The following is an 18,123-nucleotide window of genomic DNA, read 5'->3' on the forward strand; positions in this document are numbered from 1 at the left end:
CGACCGCTTAATGGTCTAGTAGCATTTTATCTTCTAACAACTCAACTTCACGCTTGGCTTTACGCTGAAGGTAGGTCGATGCAAATACACCCGAAAGCGCGCCAACCATGCCTGCCATTGTCGGGATAGTTGCTTTTGATACCCCAGATGCCATAGAGCGTGCACTGCCTGATCCGGTGATCGCCATTACATCAAATACTTCAATCATGCCAGTTACCGTGCCTAGGAGTCCTAGTAAAGGACACAGTGCCACCATGACATTGATATATGGTAAGTTGGCGTTGAGTTTGATCCCCACGCGAGAGATAGTTGCTTGTCTTATCTGCTCTGCGTTCCAACTGTTACGCTCATTTCGCGAGTTCCAAGCTTGTAGGACTTCGTTTTTGTAGCCTCTGTATTTACCGAACACAAACATGAAGCGCTCGAGAATAAGTAGCCACATGGCGAAGGTTACGAAGCCGATGACCAGGAGAACCTGGCCACCTGTATCAAGGAATTCACGTAAAGCGTTAATTGCATCAAGCAATAAAACCACGATTACGCTCCTTTCTCGCTACGCTCAGCAATGATCCCCGCGCTCTGCTCTTGAAGAATAAGGAGCAAGTTACGAGAACGTGTGTTTAGTAGTGTGTAAAGGAATACGGTTGGGATAGCGACAACCAGACCAAGTACGGTGGTTACGAGGGCCTGAGAAATACCACCAGCCATCAGTTTAGGGTCTCCCGTACCAAACAAAGTAATTGCTTGGAAGGTGTTGATCATACCGGTCACTGTACCAAGTAGACCAAGTAGCGGTGCTACGACTGAAATAATTTTGATTAAAGTCAGGTTACGAGTGATCTTTGGCATCTCACGAAGGATTGCTTCGCTTAACTTAAGTTCTAGCGTATCGTAAGCCACATCTGGGTATTGCTCTTTCACTTTCATCACTCGACCTAGCGGGTTGTCGTCACGGGCAACACTATCTTTAAGCTGACGGTTGATTTTAGAACCCATCAACATGAGTGATACAAAACGCTCAATTGCAATAAGTAGTGCCAGTAAACCAACACCTAGGATCACATAACCTACCGCGCCACCTTGGTGTACTTGTTCTTCGGTATTTGGCGCTTGTACTAGTAGACCGAGAATTGAGCCGCCTGTTGGGTCAAGGGCAAAATCGACAGAACCGGTCTTCGCATTTTGTAATTCACCCGCTGTTGAGGTGAAACGAGACGCTGGCTGACGAGTCAGTTCAGAAAGCGTTTGTGTATCATTGTTGTAAGTCAGGTATTTACCATCAGCGATTAAGTTAAACGCACCGACGCGAAGCACTTCTTTGTTTTGCTTGGCACCACCGGCTACGATAACTTCGGTATTAAAGCGTGACACTTTACCTTGTTCCGTCATTTCACGTTGCATCTCAAACCAGACTTTTTCAATGTCTTCGATTGATGCTAGACGCGATGTTGAGCCCATCTTTTTCGCAAGCTCAGTCATGTAATCATCACGACCTTTAATTTCAGCTGATACAACTGACGTTGCGAACTTATTTGAACTATCGCCAGCTACTTGTTGAAGCACACCGAATAGCTCTTTTAATGTACCCATACGCTTGCTAAGCGTGTCACTTAGGTTGGCCAGTTTAATTTCATTTTCTTCGAAATTAGTTTCTAGACGTTCAGATTTAGCCAACGCTTGGTTACGTTCACCCGTTAACGCATTCAACATTTGGATTTGGTTGTTTTGCTGCGCTTTGAACTCGGCTTCACGTTGTTTGTTTTGCGCTGTTTGTGCGGTTTGCCCTTGTTCTAAGGTTTTAAGTAGTGAATCTAAATCTAATGCTTGTTCAGCATGCGCAGATGCGGTTAACGCAAGTGTTGTTGCGAAAATAGCGTGTTTAGTGAATTTTTGTACGAATTTCATAGTGGTCTCACCTATTACTCTGCAGCCTGAACTGGAAGCGTTAACATGTCAGGTGCTAACTGCTTACGTGCGATGCGAATGCCTTTATTGATTTGGCTGATGTTGGTATCTGGTAATGCGTTAAAAGCATTACTGTCTTTGTTCCAAAAACCAGCTTGGCTGCCATCTTTTGTAACATAAAGCAGCTCAAGACGACCAATTCGTAGGAAATCTACTTCACGTTCTTGTCCATTCACGTCAAGTAATGAGGTGTAAGCTTCGATAGTACGTCCGTAGTCAACTTCGACTTGGTAAGCCTCAAGTACGCGGCGGAACTTTTCGCTTGATGAAATATCAGCACGGTCCATCAAGTTAGTTAACTGAGTAATACGCTCAGCACGCTCTTTAGGAAGGAAAGGCACATCTAATTCAACAAACTGTTTCAGACCTGTGATCATGCGCATCATGAGAGGTGTGATTTGACGCTCGATCACCGAAACCTGATCCATAGAGGTGTTAATGGCTGCCATTTCTTCAAGTTGGTTTTTGATTTGTTTTTCTAATTGAGCGTTGTAAACAGATAGGCCGTCGATTTCTTTGTTCAACGTCTTGAACTTTTGCAAACGAGACTGCATATCGTCTGCAATACCATCGATTTTCCCTTGAGACTTTAATGCAGATTCATTGATAGCTGCACTTTTGTCCATCGCTTGATTTAATTCTGTTGCTCCGGCAGAGGCCGTTGCTAGCATACCTGCTATAAGCAAGTGGTTAACGCACTTCATCGCATACACCTTATAAATTATTGCTAGTTGCTAAAAAACTGGGTGCAGTCTAATTACGAAAAATGACAACCATGTTGCGCAACTAATACACAAATATGACAGCTGTCATTGAAATTACATTAATCAATTAACTTATTGTTTTTAAGGAGATTTTGTTGGTTAATGAGATGTTGCAGGTGTTTTGTGTCATAAAAGGATCACAAAAAAGCCGCTTTTGTTAAGCGGCTTTTAAGCTCTAGTGAGATGGCGTTAGACTCTAAACTTGAGCACCATTTGTTCTAATTCGTCGAACTGTAGTTTCAATGACTTACACTCTTCAAGGGTTGCGGTTAGGTTATTGCTGCCTTGCAGGCTGAGGTCACTAATATGATGAATGTCGCTATCTAATGTTTGGATAACGGTGTTTTGCTGGTGGGTGGCGCTGGCAACTGCATGGTTAACGCCGTCTATGGCATCAATCGAATTGCTCACTTCTTGCATTTTAGTACCTGAAGCATTGGCTCTATCGGCGCTTCTTGCTGAGTCTTCTAAACTCGCTTTCATTACGGCCACAGCTGAAGCAGAACCTTGTTGTAGTTGTGCAATAGTGCTTTCGATTTCTTGCGTTGACTCTTGCGTGCGCTGTGCTAATTGCCTTACTTCATCGGCAACGACGGCAAATCCACGTCCGGCCTCACCTGCCCTAGCCGCTTCAATGGCAGCATTTAACGCCAGTAAATTGGTCTGCTCGCTAACTCCTTTGATCACTTCAAGCACTTGCCCTATGCTGCCTGAGAGTTTATCCAATCCATCCAGCGTGTCTTGTGCCTGAGACATTTTTTGTGTCAGTGAAGCGATTTCTTCGATATTTTGAGTGAGTGAATGTTGGCTTTCAACAGAAAGCTTGTTGGCGTTACTGGCAAGTTCTGAAGCATGGGTTGCATTGTTTGAGATCTCTTGTGCACTTGAAGAAAGCTCGTTGATCGCTGTCGCGACGCTATCGGTGCGCTTTGACTGATCTGTATACATAGATAAGGTATCTTGCGTTTGCGCAACCAAACTATTTACGACGTTTTCAAGTGTTACTGTAGTATTTTTTACCTGCGTAATAGAAGCATGAATTTTGTCGATAAATTGGTTGAAATAATCGGATAACTCGCCAAATTCATCTTGATTTTCTACGATTAACCTACGAGTAAGGTCACCTTCACCTTGGGCGATGTCTTTGATGGCTGCATTGAGATTGTACATCGGGCGCATCAGATACTTGAGCAATAGTTGTAGCATCACCACAATCGCAATCACGCCAAGTAGCATATAGATAGCTGCCATATTTCTAAAAGAAGATACGGACGAATAGGCAATTTCTTTATTAATGACAACGCCAAGATACCAGTCGACATTTTTAATGCCTTTCATTTTTACAAATGAAACGAGCTTTTCTGTGCCATCAATTTCAAGCTCCGTGAAATCCCGATTTAATGACAGGCGTTTACCAAACAGCTCTGACATCGGCTTGTCATTCAGTTTAGTATCTGGATGACTGAGTATTTTACCGCTTTCATCAAGTAAAAAACCGTAACCAAACCCTAAGAAGTCAATTTCATTGATAATTTCTGTGATGGTTGACATGTCGATGTCCCCCCCTGCCACACCTGCGAAACGGCCTCCTTGTTTTACAGGTACAACGGCTGAGATAGTGAATTCGTTGGTGGTAACGTCGATATAAGGTGCGGTAAATGCGGTATCTTGTTTTTGCTCAGCGAGCTTGTACCAAGGGCGGCTAGTCGCATCAAAATCAGCAGGAAGTTGGATACTTGGATCGTCCAACACAAATGTTCCATCTGGCGTGCCAATGAAAACGTTTTTGAAATCCCCCGCAGTGTCTGCGGTTTTTAACCGTCTTCTTATCTGTTCAGTGGAGTCATCAGCTCTATGTCCATCAGCAATCGAGACCACGATTTCAAGTCTGTCATTGAGCCAATTGGCGATATTCTGTGAAACCGAGCTTGAAATCTCTTGTAAAACCAAGGTAAGTCGAGCTTGAGTTTGGTCTCGCATAACAAGAAAGTTGTTTACGGTAAATAAGCCGAGCACAATCACTAACACAAGGGAGGCTGCTACGGTTACTTTGGTGGTGAACTTTAGCGCTTTAAACATCATGATCCTGTTGAACTTGTTCTTTTCTTCAGCCAAACAATACACTTGTTGGCCGATTATTATTAATAGATTTAGGAATTGGATTCCTTTGTAACTATTTTTATCAAAAACTCAAAGGTTTGTCTTTGATTATCGGCAGGAAATGAGAGAGGTTTAGAGTGAATGTTAAATAAAGGTGAGACTTCGCTCACCTTGCGTTACAGTAACGACGCTTGATAATGTCGCCAAGCAGTATCTAATTTAACACCTGCTGATTGCTCAAAGTATTGCCAGTCCCACTTTATGTCGTCATGTGGGTCCAATTGAGCATTGATCTCCTGAAGTAGGTCTCGGTTACTTTGCTTCGATAACCAATCGATAAAGAATGCTGTATTTTTATAGCCGTCTTTATAGTTGCCACCAGGCTTTTGGGTATCATCAGGAATATACCCAGCTTTTAGTCTAACAACATCTGCTATTCCCTCAATGATTGGCCCTATTTCCTTGTAGTTATGATCATCTAGCTGATAAGCATGGGCAATTTCATGATAGAGAATACCGATAAGTTCGTCGACTGATTCTTTTTCACTGTGCGATGTAGAAAAGTTTTCCATGTAGTTTGCGCTGATATGGATTGTTGCGCCGTTAAAATCGCCCTCTTTATATGCAACCCCTTTTAGGTCTTCAAAGACGATATGGAGGGTTGGTAGCTTAGGCGCGCTAGTCATATCTTTATAAAGTAATCTAGCCACGTTATAACTTATCTGCTCTATTACTTTGTTATCAATTTCTTGCCATGCGAAATGGTTAATTTTAGTCGTTTTGCTTAGCGAGACGGCTGGTAGAGGAAATTGACGCCATGCTAAGTCTGACTGAAACGCGATCGGTTTTAATCGCGCTGCGGCATTATCGATGTCATTTGCAAGTGCGAACGGCGCACTTGCAAATGTGGTCATAGCCGCAAGAAATATTCCTGCTTTAACCATTACTTATACTCCGACAACGAAGGCGGTCTCTGCGTCTTGGATTGACCCCATGCTTTATTCGGCTTGCTAGACATTTGATACTCCAATGTACCACCATTCATAATGTCATTATGTGTGATGTAGCTGCGCTTAAGCGGTTTTCCATTTAATTTAATGGACTTGATATATTTGTTTTTGTCACTGAAACCTTTCGCAACAGTTCTAAATGCTTTGCCGTTTGCAAGTTTCAACGTAACTTCTGGCACTTGAGGCGCACCAATCGCGTAGCTTAGGTCGCCTGGCGCAACAGGATAGAAGCCCATCGCAGAGAATATATACCAAGCAGACATCTGACCTACATCGTCATTACCTGCAAGGCCATCCGGTTTGTCTGAGCTTAAGGTATCCATGATCTGACGAATACGCTCTTGGGTTCTCCACGGTTTACCCGCGTAGTTATATAAATAGGCAATATGATGGCTAGGCTCATTACCATGGGCATAGTTACCAATCAGGCCTGCAATATCTTCGTGCTCTTTGATCATCTCTTCAGAAAGGTGGGTATCAAACAGTGCATCTAGACGCGCTTCAAATGCATCATCACCACCCATTAATTCAATCAGGCCAGCTACATCATGCGGTACATAGAAGCTATATTGCTTCGCGTTACCTTCGGTGTATGGGCCCATGTATTTTGCTTCAAAAGGGTCAAATTCGGGATCCCAGTTTCCTTTTGAATCTAACCCTTGCATGTAACCGGTTTCTTTATTGAACACATTTTTATAGCTCATCGCACGTTGGTAATAGTCTTTCGCTTTACTGGTATTGCCCATCGCTTCATACATTCTTGCGATGGCAAAATCATCGTAAGCATATTCAAGAGTGATAGAAATAGACTCAGGAAGTACGTCCATTGGTACATAGCCAAATTTCTTGTATTCAGGGATGGCATCGTACACTGGGTTGTTAGCCGTGTTTTCAATTGCTTCTACTGCTAAATCAATATCGTAATCTCTGATCCCTTTTAGATATGCATCAGCAATGACTGAAACCGCATGATAACCAATCATGGTCCATGTCTCGTGGGCATGGAACGACCAAATAGGTAACATTTTTTCATAGCTTTGCTGATAATGTACCAGCATAGATTGGATCATGCCGGATACGCGGTCTGGGTCGATATAAGTGAGCAATGGATGTAATGCACGATAGGTATCCCACAACGAGAATAAGGTATAGTGCTCGAAACCTTTGCCGTCATGAATTTCACCGTCAACGCCTCGATACTGTCCATTGACATCTTGGTAGATATTAGGCGCTTGTAGCGCATGGTAAAGCGCAGTGTAAAACTGACGTTTTTGCGCTTTGGTGCCTTCAACGTCGACTTTATCTAAATAATTTGCCCACTGAGACTTGGCATTTTCGCGAACGTTATCAAAATCCCAACTTGGTACTTCAGTTTTAAGATTCTCTAATGCGTTTTTGCGGCTAACTGCAGAAAGTCCGACTTTCACCAACAGTGGCGTTTCGTCTAAATTATCAAAGCTTGCAACAAACTTAACGGCTTTACCTGCTGTCATTTTTACTGCGGTATTCTCAATCGTAGAGTGTTTGCTGTCTTTTCCTAAGCAATTCATACAACGATAACGGTTGTTGTCTAGATTATAAAACTGATAGTCAGCGATAGGTTTTGATAACTCGATGGCAAAATACATTTGGCGGTTACGCGCCCAGCCATTAGTTGCGCGGTAAGCAACCAATGTGGTGTCGTTTATTTTGCGGATGTCGCTCCAAATCACTTTATTCTCAAAGTTATAGATTGCTGAGGTCAAATCAAGCAATACATGACCTTGTTTTGCTTTATTGAAGCTGTATTTATGCATACCCACTCGCGTGGTTGCGGTGACTTCGGCTTTCACACCATAGTCGAGTAAGTCAACACCGTAATAGCCAGGTTCAGACCATTCTTGGTCGTGAGAAAAGCGCGAGCGATACCCTATGTCTGGATTTTCAGCGGTACCAGCATCGAGTTTTACTTCGCCTGTCATTGGCATGATCAGCAAGTCGCCAAGATCTGAGTGACCAGTACCAGAGAAATGCGTGTGGGAGAAACCAACAATAGTATGGTCATCATAGTGATAACCTGCGCAGCGCTTATAGATTTCTGATTGAGGGGAAACACCGCGCATGGGGTTATCTGTATCTGGGCTTAATTGCACCATACCAAATGGCACGACTGCGCCAGGGAAGGTGTGGCCATCACCGCCAGTACCAATGAAGGTATCGACCCACTGTGTATTTGATTCAGTGGCGTGAACTGTTGCGCTTAACAACACACTTTGTGTGATTGCCAACGCCCAAGTTTTAGCTCGCATTACTCTCTCCTAGTTTTTGTTTTGAATTGGAGCGTTCCAATTTTATTTTATAATACCCTTTATGAATACGTATTCAATACTCTGCGACGAAAAAATTATGCAATAAAAAAGGCGAGCTATGCTCGCCTTGTAAACTTTCGTTAACTTAATTCAGTTTTGCTTGCCACTTTTGCGACAGCTTAACCACGTTTAATCCGTACCATGCGATGTAGACATAACAAAGCAATGGCACAATAAAGCTGATCTGAATATGGAATTTATCCGCAACCACACCTTGAATGAGCGGCACAATAGCACCACCGACAATGGCTAAACACAGCCAGCCAGAACCTTTACTGGTTAGTGAGCTCAAGCCTTCAATTGCCATTGAGAAGATTGTCGGAAACATAATGGAGTTAAACAAGCCAATCGCGAGTACGGCAATCATCGCAATGTTGCCACTGGTACTCATGGTCAATGCCAGTAATAAAATAATAACGACAGCGTTGAAAGCCACTGCTTTTGAAGGTGCAATGGTCTTTAAGGCAGCAGAGCCGATAAAGCGCCCTACCATAGCACCACCCCAGTAGTACCCGATAAGTTTTGCTGCAGCGTGCTCTTCAAGTCCTGCGATTTCAGGTTCTGCAAAGTAATTTACAAGGAAACTCCCAATCGCAACTTCTGCACCGACATAGCAGAAAATAGCTACTACACCCATTACTAAGTGTGGGGCTTCAATTAGGTTATGGTGTTTCGCTTTACAATCGACGGCTTCAGTATGCTCAGCAATAATGGGTAACTTTAAAAACGCGAATACAACGGCGATTGTTAGTAGCGCAGCTGCCAAAATAAGATAAGGTACCTTTACCCCCTCTGCGCTTGCCGCAGCTTCAACGGTTAGCGTACCGGCTGAACCAAACAATAAAAAGCCACCCACGATAGGACCAATAGTGGTACCCAGTGAATTAAGCGCTTGCGCAAGGTTTAAACGACTTGACGCAGTGCGAGGATGCCCGAGTGCTGCTACATAAGGATTCGCTGATACTTGCAAAACAGTGATGCCAGATGCAAGCACAAAAAGCGCTGAGAGAAAAATCCAATATTCGTGAACAACAACGGCGGGATAAAACATGATGCAGCCAATGGATGCCACGATTAAGCCCGTTAGTACGCCATTTTTATAGCCAAAGCGTTTAACTAAATACCCAGCAGGTAAAGAAATAATAAAGTAGGCACTAAAAAAGCAAAACTGGATCAGCATTGCTTCGGTGTAGTTAAGGTCAAATACGCCTTTTAGACGTGGGATGAGGACATCGTTTAAAACGGTAATAAATCCCCAAAGGAAAAAAAGCGTTGTCATTGCAATAAGCGGAAGTCGATAATTATTATTCTCGGTATTCCCGCTTGTGACGAAGGTTTGATTTGTATTTATTTCGCTCACAAGTGATACTCCAATCTGTTTTCACCTTGATTCTACACACTGTTACATGAAAATCACAAATGTTTTGTTGGATCGTTCCATGTTTTATCTGCTAAAGTAACGGAAATGTTCAGCAGTAGGTTAAAAGTTAGATGAATTTTAGAACAACGCAATTTTTAGAAGCACACATTAAAAAGACGCTCAGCTTTTACGCACCAAATTGCGTGGATGAGCGTGGTGGCTTTAATCACTTCTTCAAGGATAATGGCGAGATTTATGATGCGAACACGCGTCACTTAGTATCAAGTACCCGTTTTGTCTTTAACTATGCTATGGCTTATGACTATTTTAAAGAGCCAGCTGACTTAGATAAGGTTAAGCATGGTATCGAATATTTAGAAACTGTCCATAGGCAGGAAAATGGCGGCTATGCGTGGTTGCTTGAAGGCGAAAATGTTGTAGATGGCACTAACCATTGTTATGGCCTCGCCTTTGTTTTATTGGCTCATGCCTGCGCGCTTAAGGTTGGTTTGTCGGACAGCAAGTTTGCAATCGAGCGAGTATGGCAGCTGTTAGAAGAGAAATATTTTGAGCCTGAGTTCGGACTCTATAAAGACGAATTCGATGCAGACTTTAATCAGGCAGATAAGTACCGAGGTCAAAATGCCAATATGCATACCTGCGAAGCGCTAATTGCTTGCTTTGAAGTAACGCAGGAAGAAAAATTTTTACAGCGTGCATATTTGCTTGCTGACAATATGGTAAATCGTCAAGCGGCTAAGGCAGAAGGGCTGATTTGGGAGCACTATGATAGTCAATGGCAAGTCGACCTTGAGTATAACAAAGACGATCCCAAACACTTATTCAGACCTTGGGGGGTTCAGCCTGGTCATCAAACTGAGTGGTCAAAATTATTATTGCTGATTAACCGCTATATGCCAAAGTCATGGCTTGTGGAAAAAGCCGTGCACTTGTTTGATGAGTCATTAAAAGCTGCTTGGGATAATGAATTCGGCGGAATTTGCTACGGTTTTGCGCCGGATAAGTCGATTTGTGATGATGACAAGTACTTTTGGGTTCAGGCTGAGTCATTCGCTGCGGCTGCGCTACTAGCACTTGAAACCGGTGATGAAAAATATTGGCAGTGGTACGACAGAATTTGGCAATATGCTTGGGATAACTTCGTCGACCATGAATACGGTGCTTGGTATCGTATTTTGAATAACAAGAACGAAAAGTACAGCGATGAAAAAAGCCCGGCGGGCAAGACCGATTATCACACTATGGGCGCGTGTTACGAAGTCCTGCGTTCAATGAAGTTAAAAGGCGAATAACATGGCACTTGTTTGTTTTGGTGAGGCGTTGATTGATTTTTTATCGGATGGCAAAACACCAGAATCATTTACTAAATATGCAGGCGGCGCGCCTGCAAACGTGGCAGTAGCTGCGGCAAAGCAAGGCGTTGACGCGTATTTTTGCGGCATGTTAGGCAATGACATGTTCGGCCAGTTTTTAGCTGAAGAGCTACAGGCTAATGGCGTAAATACCTGTTACCTTGAGTATACAGATAAAGCCAAAACGGCATTGGCATTTGTCTCTTTAGATAAACAAGGTGAAAGAAGCTTTAGTTTTTATCGGCCACCAGCGGCGGATTTGTTGTTCAGGCAAACACATTTTTCTGAGGATATGTTTACAGAGCATTCTGTATTACATATATGCAGTAACAGTCTTACTGAAGAGAATATCTATAAAACCACGGTTTATGCGCTTGAGCGTGCACGAGCAAACAACATGCTTGTTAGTTTTGATATGAACCTGAGATTGAACCTATGGAGTTCGACAGCGCATATTCTTGATAGAATTTGGCATTGTATCGCGCTAAGTGATGTCGTTAAACTCTCACGCGAAGAATTGGAATACCTGAACGCGAATAGTCATGCGGGTAAAACCGAAGCGCAAACCATAGCCGCAATTATGGATAAGCAAACTCAATTGTTATTAATAACCGACGGCGCAAACCCCGTTGAGATTTATCTACAAAATGATAGTGCTAAAGTCGCTGCGCCAATTGTTGTCGCGGTGGATACCACGGCTGCGGGAGATGCGTTTGTCGGGGGGTTACTTGCTGAGATCATTCGAAAGTTTAAACCTACCCGAGATACTGAGTTTGCCATCACACTAAATGAGGCAAAAGGCTTAGTCGCATATGCCGCAAAATGTGGTGCGTTCGCCGTTCAACACTACGGTGCATTTGCCGCTTTGCCGTCAAAGGCTGATATTGGCGAATAGTAGTCTTTTTTCTAGGATAGGTGCATGCTCTACCGCAAAACATTTATCCTAGTCCCTGTTTTTTACTCGCAGTCTTTGTGGGGCCACTCTACTATATGCGCTTCAAAATCAGATTCTAAATCTACTTCCAGTTCTGAGGTTGCCTTACCAAAAATACTGATCCCCGCATCTATCATGGCTTGTTTGGAACCATTATTTCTAAGAGGATGCCAGCTTGCCAGTCCCCTGCCCTCATGAAGTCGTCGATAACTACAACTGTTTGGCATAAAAAAGATATCTTTGAGGTTTTCTTTGGTTAACTGTACGCAAGACGGAACTAGAACTTGCCTTTCGCTGTAGCGGCTACAACCACAGCTATTTTTATCGTTATATTGGCAAACAACGTCGGTGTAGAGTAACTCTTCACCTTCGCGTAAAAAGTCGGTGCTCTCAAATGATTCATCTTCCTCATCGCTGTCGATAAAAGAGTGTAAACAGCATTTGCCACAGCCATCACAAATCGCTTCCCACTCATCTCTAGTCATTTCTTCGAGTGTTTTTTCTTGCCAAAAGCTCATTACTTTGCCCCTTCATTACGCTTTTTTGCATCATATTTGATTTGTGATGTTGGAATCGATCACATCAAACAAGCGGCGCATTCTATAGGATAGTTGAACGTAATTCAAAATTGGCGAACTATTTATGGCTGACTATGATTAAAGTACTATTTTTATTTCATAATCTTTGGCGAGAGCGCTATTTGTCTGTGATTATGGGACGTAGCGAGGGTGGGTGATTGAGGCAAAGGTACGTCTTTTTATTGTTTGTACTCCTGTTGTCTCTGTGTAGTCAAGTGGTAGCTGCTGACAAAGAGACGTTGCAACTAGAGTATGTGGCTTCAAATGCTAAAATTGTCGACGTCATAAATAACCCAAGTATCCTTTGGCAAACTACCGATGATAAAGTGTTGAACTTAGGTTATTCCAACCTAAGTTACTGGGTACGTACGTCGTTAAATATTGACGAAAAAGAAGGGCCTTATTTACTTGAGATAGCCTATCCGGTGCTGGATCAGCTTGATGTTTACATGCTACAAGAAGGCAATATATTTGTTCATCAGCAATTAGGTGATAAACAACCTTTCGTTGACCGCCCTTTTGCGCATGAACATTTTATTATACCACTCCCAAACGGCACGCATGGTAAGGTAGCACTATACATTAAAGTACGCTCATCCAGTGCGCTGCAACTTCCCGTGGTACTTTGGACAAACCATGACTTTTTGATAAACGACCAAGTTTTTCGTATCGTGATGGGGATCTACTTTGGTTTGATGGGGATAATGGCAGCTTATAATGTGCTCCTCTATTTTACCATTCGCGAATCCACATTATTTTACTATGTTTTATACGTTATTTGTTTAGCGCTATTTTCTGCTTGTTTGTCAGGTTTTGCCTTTCGATATCTTTGGCCAAATAGTCTTTGGTGGAACGATCAAGCAATCTTATTTTTTCTTATCAGCTCGGTGTTAACCGGCACTTACTTTGTTATGACATTGCTCGAGATTGGTATTTCGGACAAGTGGCTTTATCTAGGTTGTCGCTTAATTTTGGGATTAGGGTTGGTACTCTTATTTTCTTCTGTGTTTTTTGACTATGCAGTGATGATAAAACTTACCATAGCGTATGCCGTATCAGCTTGTATCTGGGGCGTATTCTGCCGTATTTTACGTTTGGCTGGGAAAAGCCGCTTAGCGACATTCTATTCGATTGCTTGGAGCTCAGTGCTCATTGGCGGGATCATTCTTGCGCTAAATAAATTAGATTTAATCAGCCAAACTTGGTTTACCGAAAATGCGCTATTAATAGGTACTGCCATTGAGGTGGCCTGTTTATCGATAGCAATAGGTGAAAAACTCAATACCGAGAAAAACAAGCGCTTTCAAGCGCAATTAACGGCATTCAATGAAATCCAAAAAGTAAACTCTCAATTAGAGAAGACTGTCGCCATCCGAACTCAAGCGCTACAGGAAGCTAACGATAGACTGGAGCTTGCGAGTCGCACCGATGCGCTTACTGGTGTTGCCAATAGGCGAGCGCTAGACGAAGCCTTGCATAGTGAATGCTTAAGAGCAAAGCGTTTTGAACACGCTCTTAGTGTTATAATGATCGATATCGATTTTTTTAAGCAGGTTAACGATACCTATGGTCACGAAGCGGGAGACGATTGTCTGATTCACATCGGACGTATACTTTCCAATTGTGCTACGAGAGCGGGAGACTTTGTCGCACGGTATGGCGGCGAAGAGTTTTGTATTGTACTTGCACAAACCGATAGCTCGCAGGCTTTTGACCTTGCAGAGAAGATCAGAATGACATGTGAGACTAGCCCATTGATAAGCGAAAGCTATTGTATAGAGATGACATTAAGTGCAGGATTACATACTCAGACTAAGCCACCATACAGCGGTAAAGAATTGCTCGCCTCGGCAGATCAGGCACTTTATTTTGCTAAGCGTAATGGTCGTAATCAAGTGGCAATCTCAGGTGCGCTGTAAATTTGGTATTCGGCTGTAAATGAATTAGCTAAGTCACCATAGAAAAGGATATAAAATGAAGACACTTTACAGAATCGCTATTTTATTGGCGCTCCTCATTGGTGCAATAGCAGCTTATAGCTATAGCAGCCAAACTGGGATGTTCATTTTTGTGATATTGGGTGTGGCACTTGAAATTGCATTTTGGCTTAAGTTAATACCGCGACGAAAAATTAAAACGTAAGCGCGAAAACATACTGTTGTATATCAACTAAAAGCAGGCACTTTAGTTAACGGAAGCTTGATCTCCATGTTCAACCCGCCTAATAGGCTATTAAAGGATTCAATTTGTCCACTGTGAGCTTCTACCACTTTTTTGCACATCGCAAGGCCCATACCCTTGGATTTTCCCGAATTGGTTCTTGCTGATTGTGATTTGTAAAGCGGGTCAAATAGCTGTTGGTGCGCCTCATAGGATAGGGGAGTGCCAGAGTCTTCAATGCGAATGATTAGATTGCTGTCGACGCTAAAGAAGCTCATCTTTACTTGGACCTTATCTCCACCATGCTTAATCGCATTACCTAAGATCTCAAGGACGCAGTTAGTTATTGCATCTAGGTCGATGGTTATCTTTTCTGTACCAGATATTTGATAGTTAACCTCTAATTGCTCCTTATTATCCTTAAATAAGCCCGCGGCCTGAGTATGTACTTGATTTACCAGCTTGCAGATCGTGAAGTCTCTTAGATTAAGCATAGTTGCTAACTTTTCATTGTCAGTGACTAGCATCAATTGATTAATAAAGTGATTTAGCTCGTCAATTTTATCCATGAGCTTGCCGTAGCTCTCCTGAACATTCTCAACGATATTGTATTGTAGAGATTCAACCTGTACCTTCATAACGGTAAGTGGTGTACGCAGCTCATGAGAGAGATCGGTAAATAAACGTTGTTCTTTCTTTTCTAACGCCTGCTGATTTTGACGGTTGAACTGCTTTTCTGTTTGTACTGTATTCGAGAGTGCATTCACCTGAGTTTGTAGCGTTGATAGCAGATTATTTTGGGCTGACTTATTTTGTTGCGCAAGTGCCAGCGTAAATAACATGACCTCAATTAAGTAGCCAAATTTAATCGCGCTTGATATATGATGAACGTTGATAAAACCCGCATACATAGTCCCACCAATAGCAATGAAATTTACAAAAATGACATGGTTTAGCAGGCTGAGGGAAAAAGTAACAGAACCAGGAGCACTCTGTTTCAAAGACCAATAGCTGGTATAAAGAAATAGCGGGATGATACTCAAGCTTAATACTAGATTGTAGTGAACCGATTTTGAATAGATTGCCACTGGGATAAGTAGTAGGTAAGCCGCTAAAAATCCATTATATAAAAGATGTAAGGTTTCGTTTCGATGCTTTAATTGCAGAAATTGTTTGATGAAAAGAAGGTGAAACACTGGTACAAAAGTCATCAAACAAGCTGAAAATAAGGCGGCAAATTTGCCTTGTAAAGGCCAAAAATATTGAAATGTGAACCCTGACATATCCAACACAATAAGCAAAAACAATAGCGTCCAAAGACAATAGTAAGCGTTGGTCGCATTGGCATTAAAGTAGAAGTTAACCAATACAATAACAAACACGGCTGCTATGATCCCGCTTAGTGCAGCATTGGTAACCGTACTGGTAAGAACATTACTGTTTAGCTCATTATCATTTATTAACCTAAGGTCAGCGGGGGCATTCGCAAAAGTCTGATAGCGGACAATAAGACTTGCCCCTGCTAAGTGTTCTTTTGATATTGGTAGATATAATTGCGGTGCTTCTACTTCCCTAATATTAAACGCGGTATTCAGGGTGTGCTGCGTTAAAAATGAGACCTCGCCGTTGTTAATCAAAGCAACACTTAGCCAAGGCAATCTGGCAAAGCCAAATGCGATGTAATTTCTGTCCTCGGATATAAGCATATTTGGGGTGATCAACGCCCACTGATAAGGCTCATTCTTTAGCTCAGGCACTTTGCTTGAAAGTACCTCAACAATAGATTGGCTGTCGCGCTCATCTATGCCGAGCACTGAAGATAATTGCGCAGCATCGACTTCTCCAAAGTGGATTGTTAATGGTTCACTTACTCTATGCTCGGCACTAGGCGTAAAGTCAACTGCACCAGCCGCCATAGAAAAAAGCATAAAAATTAACGAGAAAAGTCTTAACATAGTGATATAAGGCACAATAATTATAGCTAAATCCTACTTTTAAATAGTGAAGCAAATGTGGATCAAATTTGCAGAAGTAAACAAATGTAAATGCAATCACATAACTAATAATCAGTAAAAACAGCATATTACTACTATTAGTTACCACTGTTTCAAAAAATGCGATGAGAAAATGAGCATACGTGTCGAGTTACATAAAACTGAAATATAACTGTAACAATTGGGTGGTTAAATGCGCGGCTGAAATAAAAGTGTAATGAATGAACATTACTTACTCTAAGAGCGAAACTATGGTTAATCAATCTCAGACTTCAGCATCAGCTAAACTTTTTAACTGGCTGTCAATCGTATTACTTGTTTACTTAGTCTTAGTCGCAGTTGGCACTGTGAGTGGCGGTTTTAAGTTGGCCTCAGGTGGAAGTGAAGGGGCGAAGGAAATCTTCGCATTCGCAACCAATCCAATCGTCGCCCTACTCTTAGGGGCTTTGGCAACTGCATTGGTGCAGTCCTCATCAACGGTGACTTCTGTTATTGTTGGCCTCGTTGCTGGCGGATTACCTATTAGTATCGCAATTCCTATGGTGATGGGCGCAAATATTGGTACGACTATTACCAACACGCTCGTTTCTATCGGCCACATTCGTAGTAAAGAAGAGTTTAGAAGAGCGTTTGCCGCATCCACCGTACATGACTTCTTTAATTTATTAGCCGTTGCTATTTTCCTGCCTTTGGAAATCATGTTTGGCATGTTAGAAAAACTTGCGTCAGGACTTGCCCATGTATTTGTTGGTGATGCTGACTTATCGTTAAAAAGTTACAACTTTATCAAACCACTAGTGAAACCAGCGGTTAGCGTGGTAAAAGATGGTGTTAGCTTTTTAGATTCTACAGCAGCAGGTATTGCCATGGTTGTTATCGGTATCATGATGATCCTGTTCGCTGTGACTTACTTAGGTAAATTACTCAAAAAGGCGTTGGTAGGTAAAGCGAAAGAGTTATTACATAGTGCGATAGGCAGAGGCCCTGTTGTAGGTATAAGCTCAGGCGCTTTAGTTACGGTAATGGTACAATCGTCTTCGACAACAACAAGCTTGATGATCCCACTTGCTGGCAGCGGTGTATTTACCACTCGTCAGATATATCCGTTCACTTTAGGTGCAAATATAGGCACTACAATTACCGCTTTGTTAGCTGCAACATCTATTACAGGTCCTGCTGCAGAAGTCGCATTAACGATTGCACTTGTACATGTTATGTTTAACGTTTTTGCGGTAGCACTTATTTACGGGTTACCACTGCTGAGAGAAATCCCGCTTCGTCTAGCTGAGAAGTTAGCTGAGATTGGTGCGCAGAATAAACCAGCAGCTTTGGCTTACGTATTAGGTTCGTTCTTTGTATTTCCGGGACTCATTATGCTCGCAGTACGATAAATAAAACATGCTCGCAGTACGATAAATAAAACGAACAAAGAATGCATTTAAAGCTCGGTATTGCCGAGCTTTGACTTTTTTAGCCTTTGGTTGGTAAGTCATAATTCTGTAATCTAGCTTTGAGATAATTAACATTGTCTTGTAAA

The 18,123-nt window shown here is 42.3% G+C and carries 14 protein-coding genes; 5 read left to right on the forward strand and 9 right to left on the reverse strand.

The genetic code is table 11. From position 1 onward, the window contains the following. Positions 1–7: 7 nt before the first annotated feature. From QSH61_RS20925 to QSH61_RS20955, 7 genes are all read right to left on the reverse strand, one after another. Positions 8–535 (reverse strand): MotA/TolQ/ExbB proton channel family protein, encoded by a 528-nt coding sequence (locus QSH61_RS20925; protein ID WP_010378705.1) that lies wholly within the window; start codon positions 533–535, stop codon positions 8–10. Positions 536–537: 2 nt separating this feature from the next. Continuing rightward, positions 538–1,905, reverse strand: a complete 1,368-nt coding sequence (locus tag QSH61_RS20930; RefSeq protein ID WP_010605502.1) for a MotA/TolQ/ExbB proton channel family protein — start codon at positions 1,903–1,905, stop codon at positions 538–540. Between the two features lie 14 nt (positions 1,906–1,919). Continuing rightward, positions 1,920–2,669: a DUF3450 domain-containing protein gene (locus QSH61_RS20935; protein WP_010605503.1), complete on the reverse strand. Its 750-nt coding sequence runs from the start codon at positions 2,667–2,669 to the stop codon at positions 1,920–1,922. 249 nt (positions 2,670–2,918) lie between these two features. Beyond that, the gene (locus tag QSH61_RS20940) at positions 2,919–4,808 is read right to left on the reverse strand and encodes a methyl-accepting chemotaxis protein (protein ID WP_102058117.1); all 1,890 of its coding nucleotides are present in this window, start codon (positions 4,806–4,808) and stop codon (positions 2,919–2,921) included. 197 nt (positions 4,809–5,005) lie between these two features. Next, a complete protein-coding gene (locus QSH61_RS20945; protein WP_206471342.1) occupies positions 5,006–5,773 on the reverse strand; it encodes a basic secretory protein-like protein in 768 nt (255 codons plus the stop codon). Then, positions 5,773–8,127 carry a GH92 family glycosyl hydrolase gene (locus QSH61_RS20950; protein ID WP_206471343.1) on the reverse strand — a complete coding sequence of 785 codons (2,355 nt, stop codon included), beginning with the start codon at positions 8,125–8,127 and terminating at the stop codon, positions 5,773–5,775. The genes QSH61_RS20945 and QSH61_RS20950 overlap by 1 nt, the downstream gene beginning before the upstream one ends. A gap of 145 nt (positions 8,128–8,272) precedes the next feature. Beyond that, positions 8,273–9,547, reverse strand: coding sequence for a sugar MFS transporter (locus QSH61_RS20955; RefSeq protein WP_010605507.1), 1,275 nt, complete (start codon positions 9,545–9,547; stop codon positions 8,273–8,275). 131 nt (positions 9,548–9,678) lie between these two features. On the opposite strand from QSH61_RS20955, the gene QSH61_RS20960 reads away from it, so the two are divergent. After that, positions 9,679–10,860, forward strand: a complete 1,182-nt coding sequence (locus QSH61_RS20960; protein WP_206471344.1) for an AGE family epimerase/isomerase — start codon at positions 9,679–9,681, stop codon at positions 10,858–10,860. Position 10,861: 1 nt separating this feature from the next. Continuing rightward, the gene (locus QSH61_RS20965; protein WP_206471345.1) at positions 10,862–11,815 is read left to right on the forward strand and encodes a carbohydrate kinase family protein; all 954 of its coding nucleotides are present in this window, start codon (positions 10,862–10,864) and stop codon (positions 11,813–11,815) included. A gap of 62 nt (positions 11,816–11,877) precedes the next feature. Here QSH61_RS20965 and QSH61_RS20970 read toward each other — a convergent pair whose 3' ends face one another. Next, entirely contained in the window at positions 11,878–12,372 is a 495-nt protein-coding gene (locus QSH61_RS20970) for a YcgN family cysteine cluster protein (protein ID WP_102058122.1), read from the reverse strand. Between the two features lie 242 nt (positions 12,373–12,614). Between QSH61_RS20970 and QSH61_RS20975 the strand changes: the two genes are divergently transcribed. Together QSH61_RS20975 and QSH61_RS20980 are read left to right on the forward strand one after the other, a co-directional pair. Next, the gene (locus QSH61_RS20975) at positions 12,615–14,351 is read left to right on the forward strand and encodes a sensor domain-containing diguanylate cyclase (RefSeq protein WP_206471346.1); all 1,737 of its coding nucleotides are present in this window, start codon (positions 12,615–12,617) and stop codon (positions 14,349–14,351) included. A gap of 55 nt (positions 14,352–14,406) precedes the next feature. Next, positions 14,407–14,574, forward strand: coding sequence for a hypothetical protein (locus QSH61_RS20980; RefSeq protein ID WP_171040270.1), 168 nt, complete (start codon positions 14,407–14,409; stop codon positions 14,572–14,574). A 23-nt stretch (positions 14,575–14,597) separates the two neighbouring features. On the opposite strand, the gene QSH61_RS20985 is transcribed toward QSH61_RS20980, so the two are convergent. Next, positions 14,598–16,508 (reverse strand): sensor histidine kinase, encoded by a 1,911-nt coding sequence (locus QSH61_RS20985; RefSeq protein ID WP_249122651.1) that lies wholly within the window; start codon positions 16,506–16,508, stop codon positions 14,598–14,600. A 329-nt stretch (positions 16,509–16,837) separates the two neighbouring features. Here QSH61_RS20985 and QSH61_RS20990 point away from each other — a divergent pair, with 329 nt between their 5' ends. Continuing rightward, positions 16,838–17,977 carry a Na/Pi symporter gene (locus QSH61_RS20990; RefSeq protein ID WP_069019181.1) on the forward strand — a complete coding sequence of 380 codons (1,140 nt, stop codon included), beginning with the start codon at positions 16,838–16,840 and terminating at the stop codon, positions 17,975–17,977. Positions 17,978–18,123: the final 146 nt, after the last annotated feature.

Source organism: Pseudoalteromonas sp. JC3, assembly GCF_030291895.1.
GTDB lineage: Bacteria > Pseudomonadota > Gammaproteobacteria > Enterobacterales > Alteromonadaceae > Pseudoalteromonas.

Coding starts and splice junctions, on each gene's coding strand:
- QSH61_RS20930 (WP_010605502.1), bottom strand. CDS start 1,905: ATGAAATTCGTACAAAAATTCACTAAACACGCTATTTTCGCAACAACA.
- QSH61_RS20935 (WP_010605503.1), bottom strand. CDS start 2,669: ATGAAGTGCGTTAACCACTTGCTTATAGCAGGTATGCTAGCAACGGCC.
- QSH61_RS20990 (WP_069019181.1), top strand. CDS start 16,838: ATGGTTAATCAATCTCAGACTTCAGCATCAGCTAAACTTTTTAACTGG.
- QSH61_RS20970 (WP_102058122.1), bottom strand. CDS start 12,372: ATGAGCTTTTGGCAAGAAAAAACACTCGAAGAAATGACTAGAGATGAG.
- QSH61_RS20950 (WP_206471343.1), bottom strand. CDS start 8,127: ATGCGAGCTAAAACTTGGGCGTTGGCAATCACACAAAGTGTGTTGTTA.
- QSH61_RS20985 (WP_249122651.1), bottom strand. CDS start 16,508: ATGGCGGCTGGTGCAGTTGACTTTACGCCTAGTGCCGAGCATAGAGTA.
- QSH61_RS20945 (WP_206471342.1), bottom strand. CDS start 5,773: ATGGTTAAAGCAGGAATATTTCTTGCGGCTATGACCACATTTGCAAGT.
- QSH61_RS20980 (WP_171040270.1), top strand. CDS start 14,407: ATGAAGACACTTTACAGAATCGCTATTTTATTGGCGCTCCTCATTGGT.
- QSH61_RS20960 (WP_206471344.1), top strand. CDS start 9,679: ATGAATTTTAGAACAACGCAATTTTTAGAAGCACACATTAAAAAGACG.
- QSH61_RS20965 (WP_206471345.1), top strand. CDS start 10,862: ATGGCACTTGTTTGTTTTGGTGAGGCGTTGATTGATTTTTTATCGGAT.
- QSH61_RS20940 (WP_102058117.1), bottom strand. CDS start 4,808: ATGTTTAAAGCGCTAAAGTTCACCACCAAAGTAACCGTAGCAGCCTCC.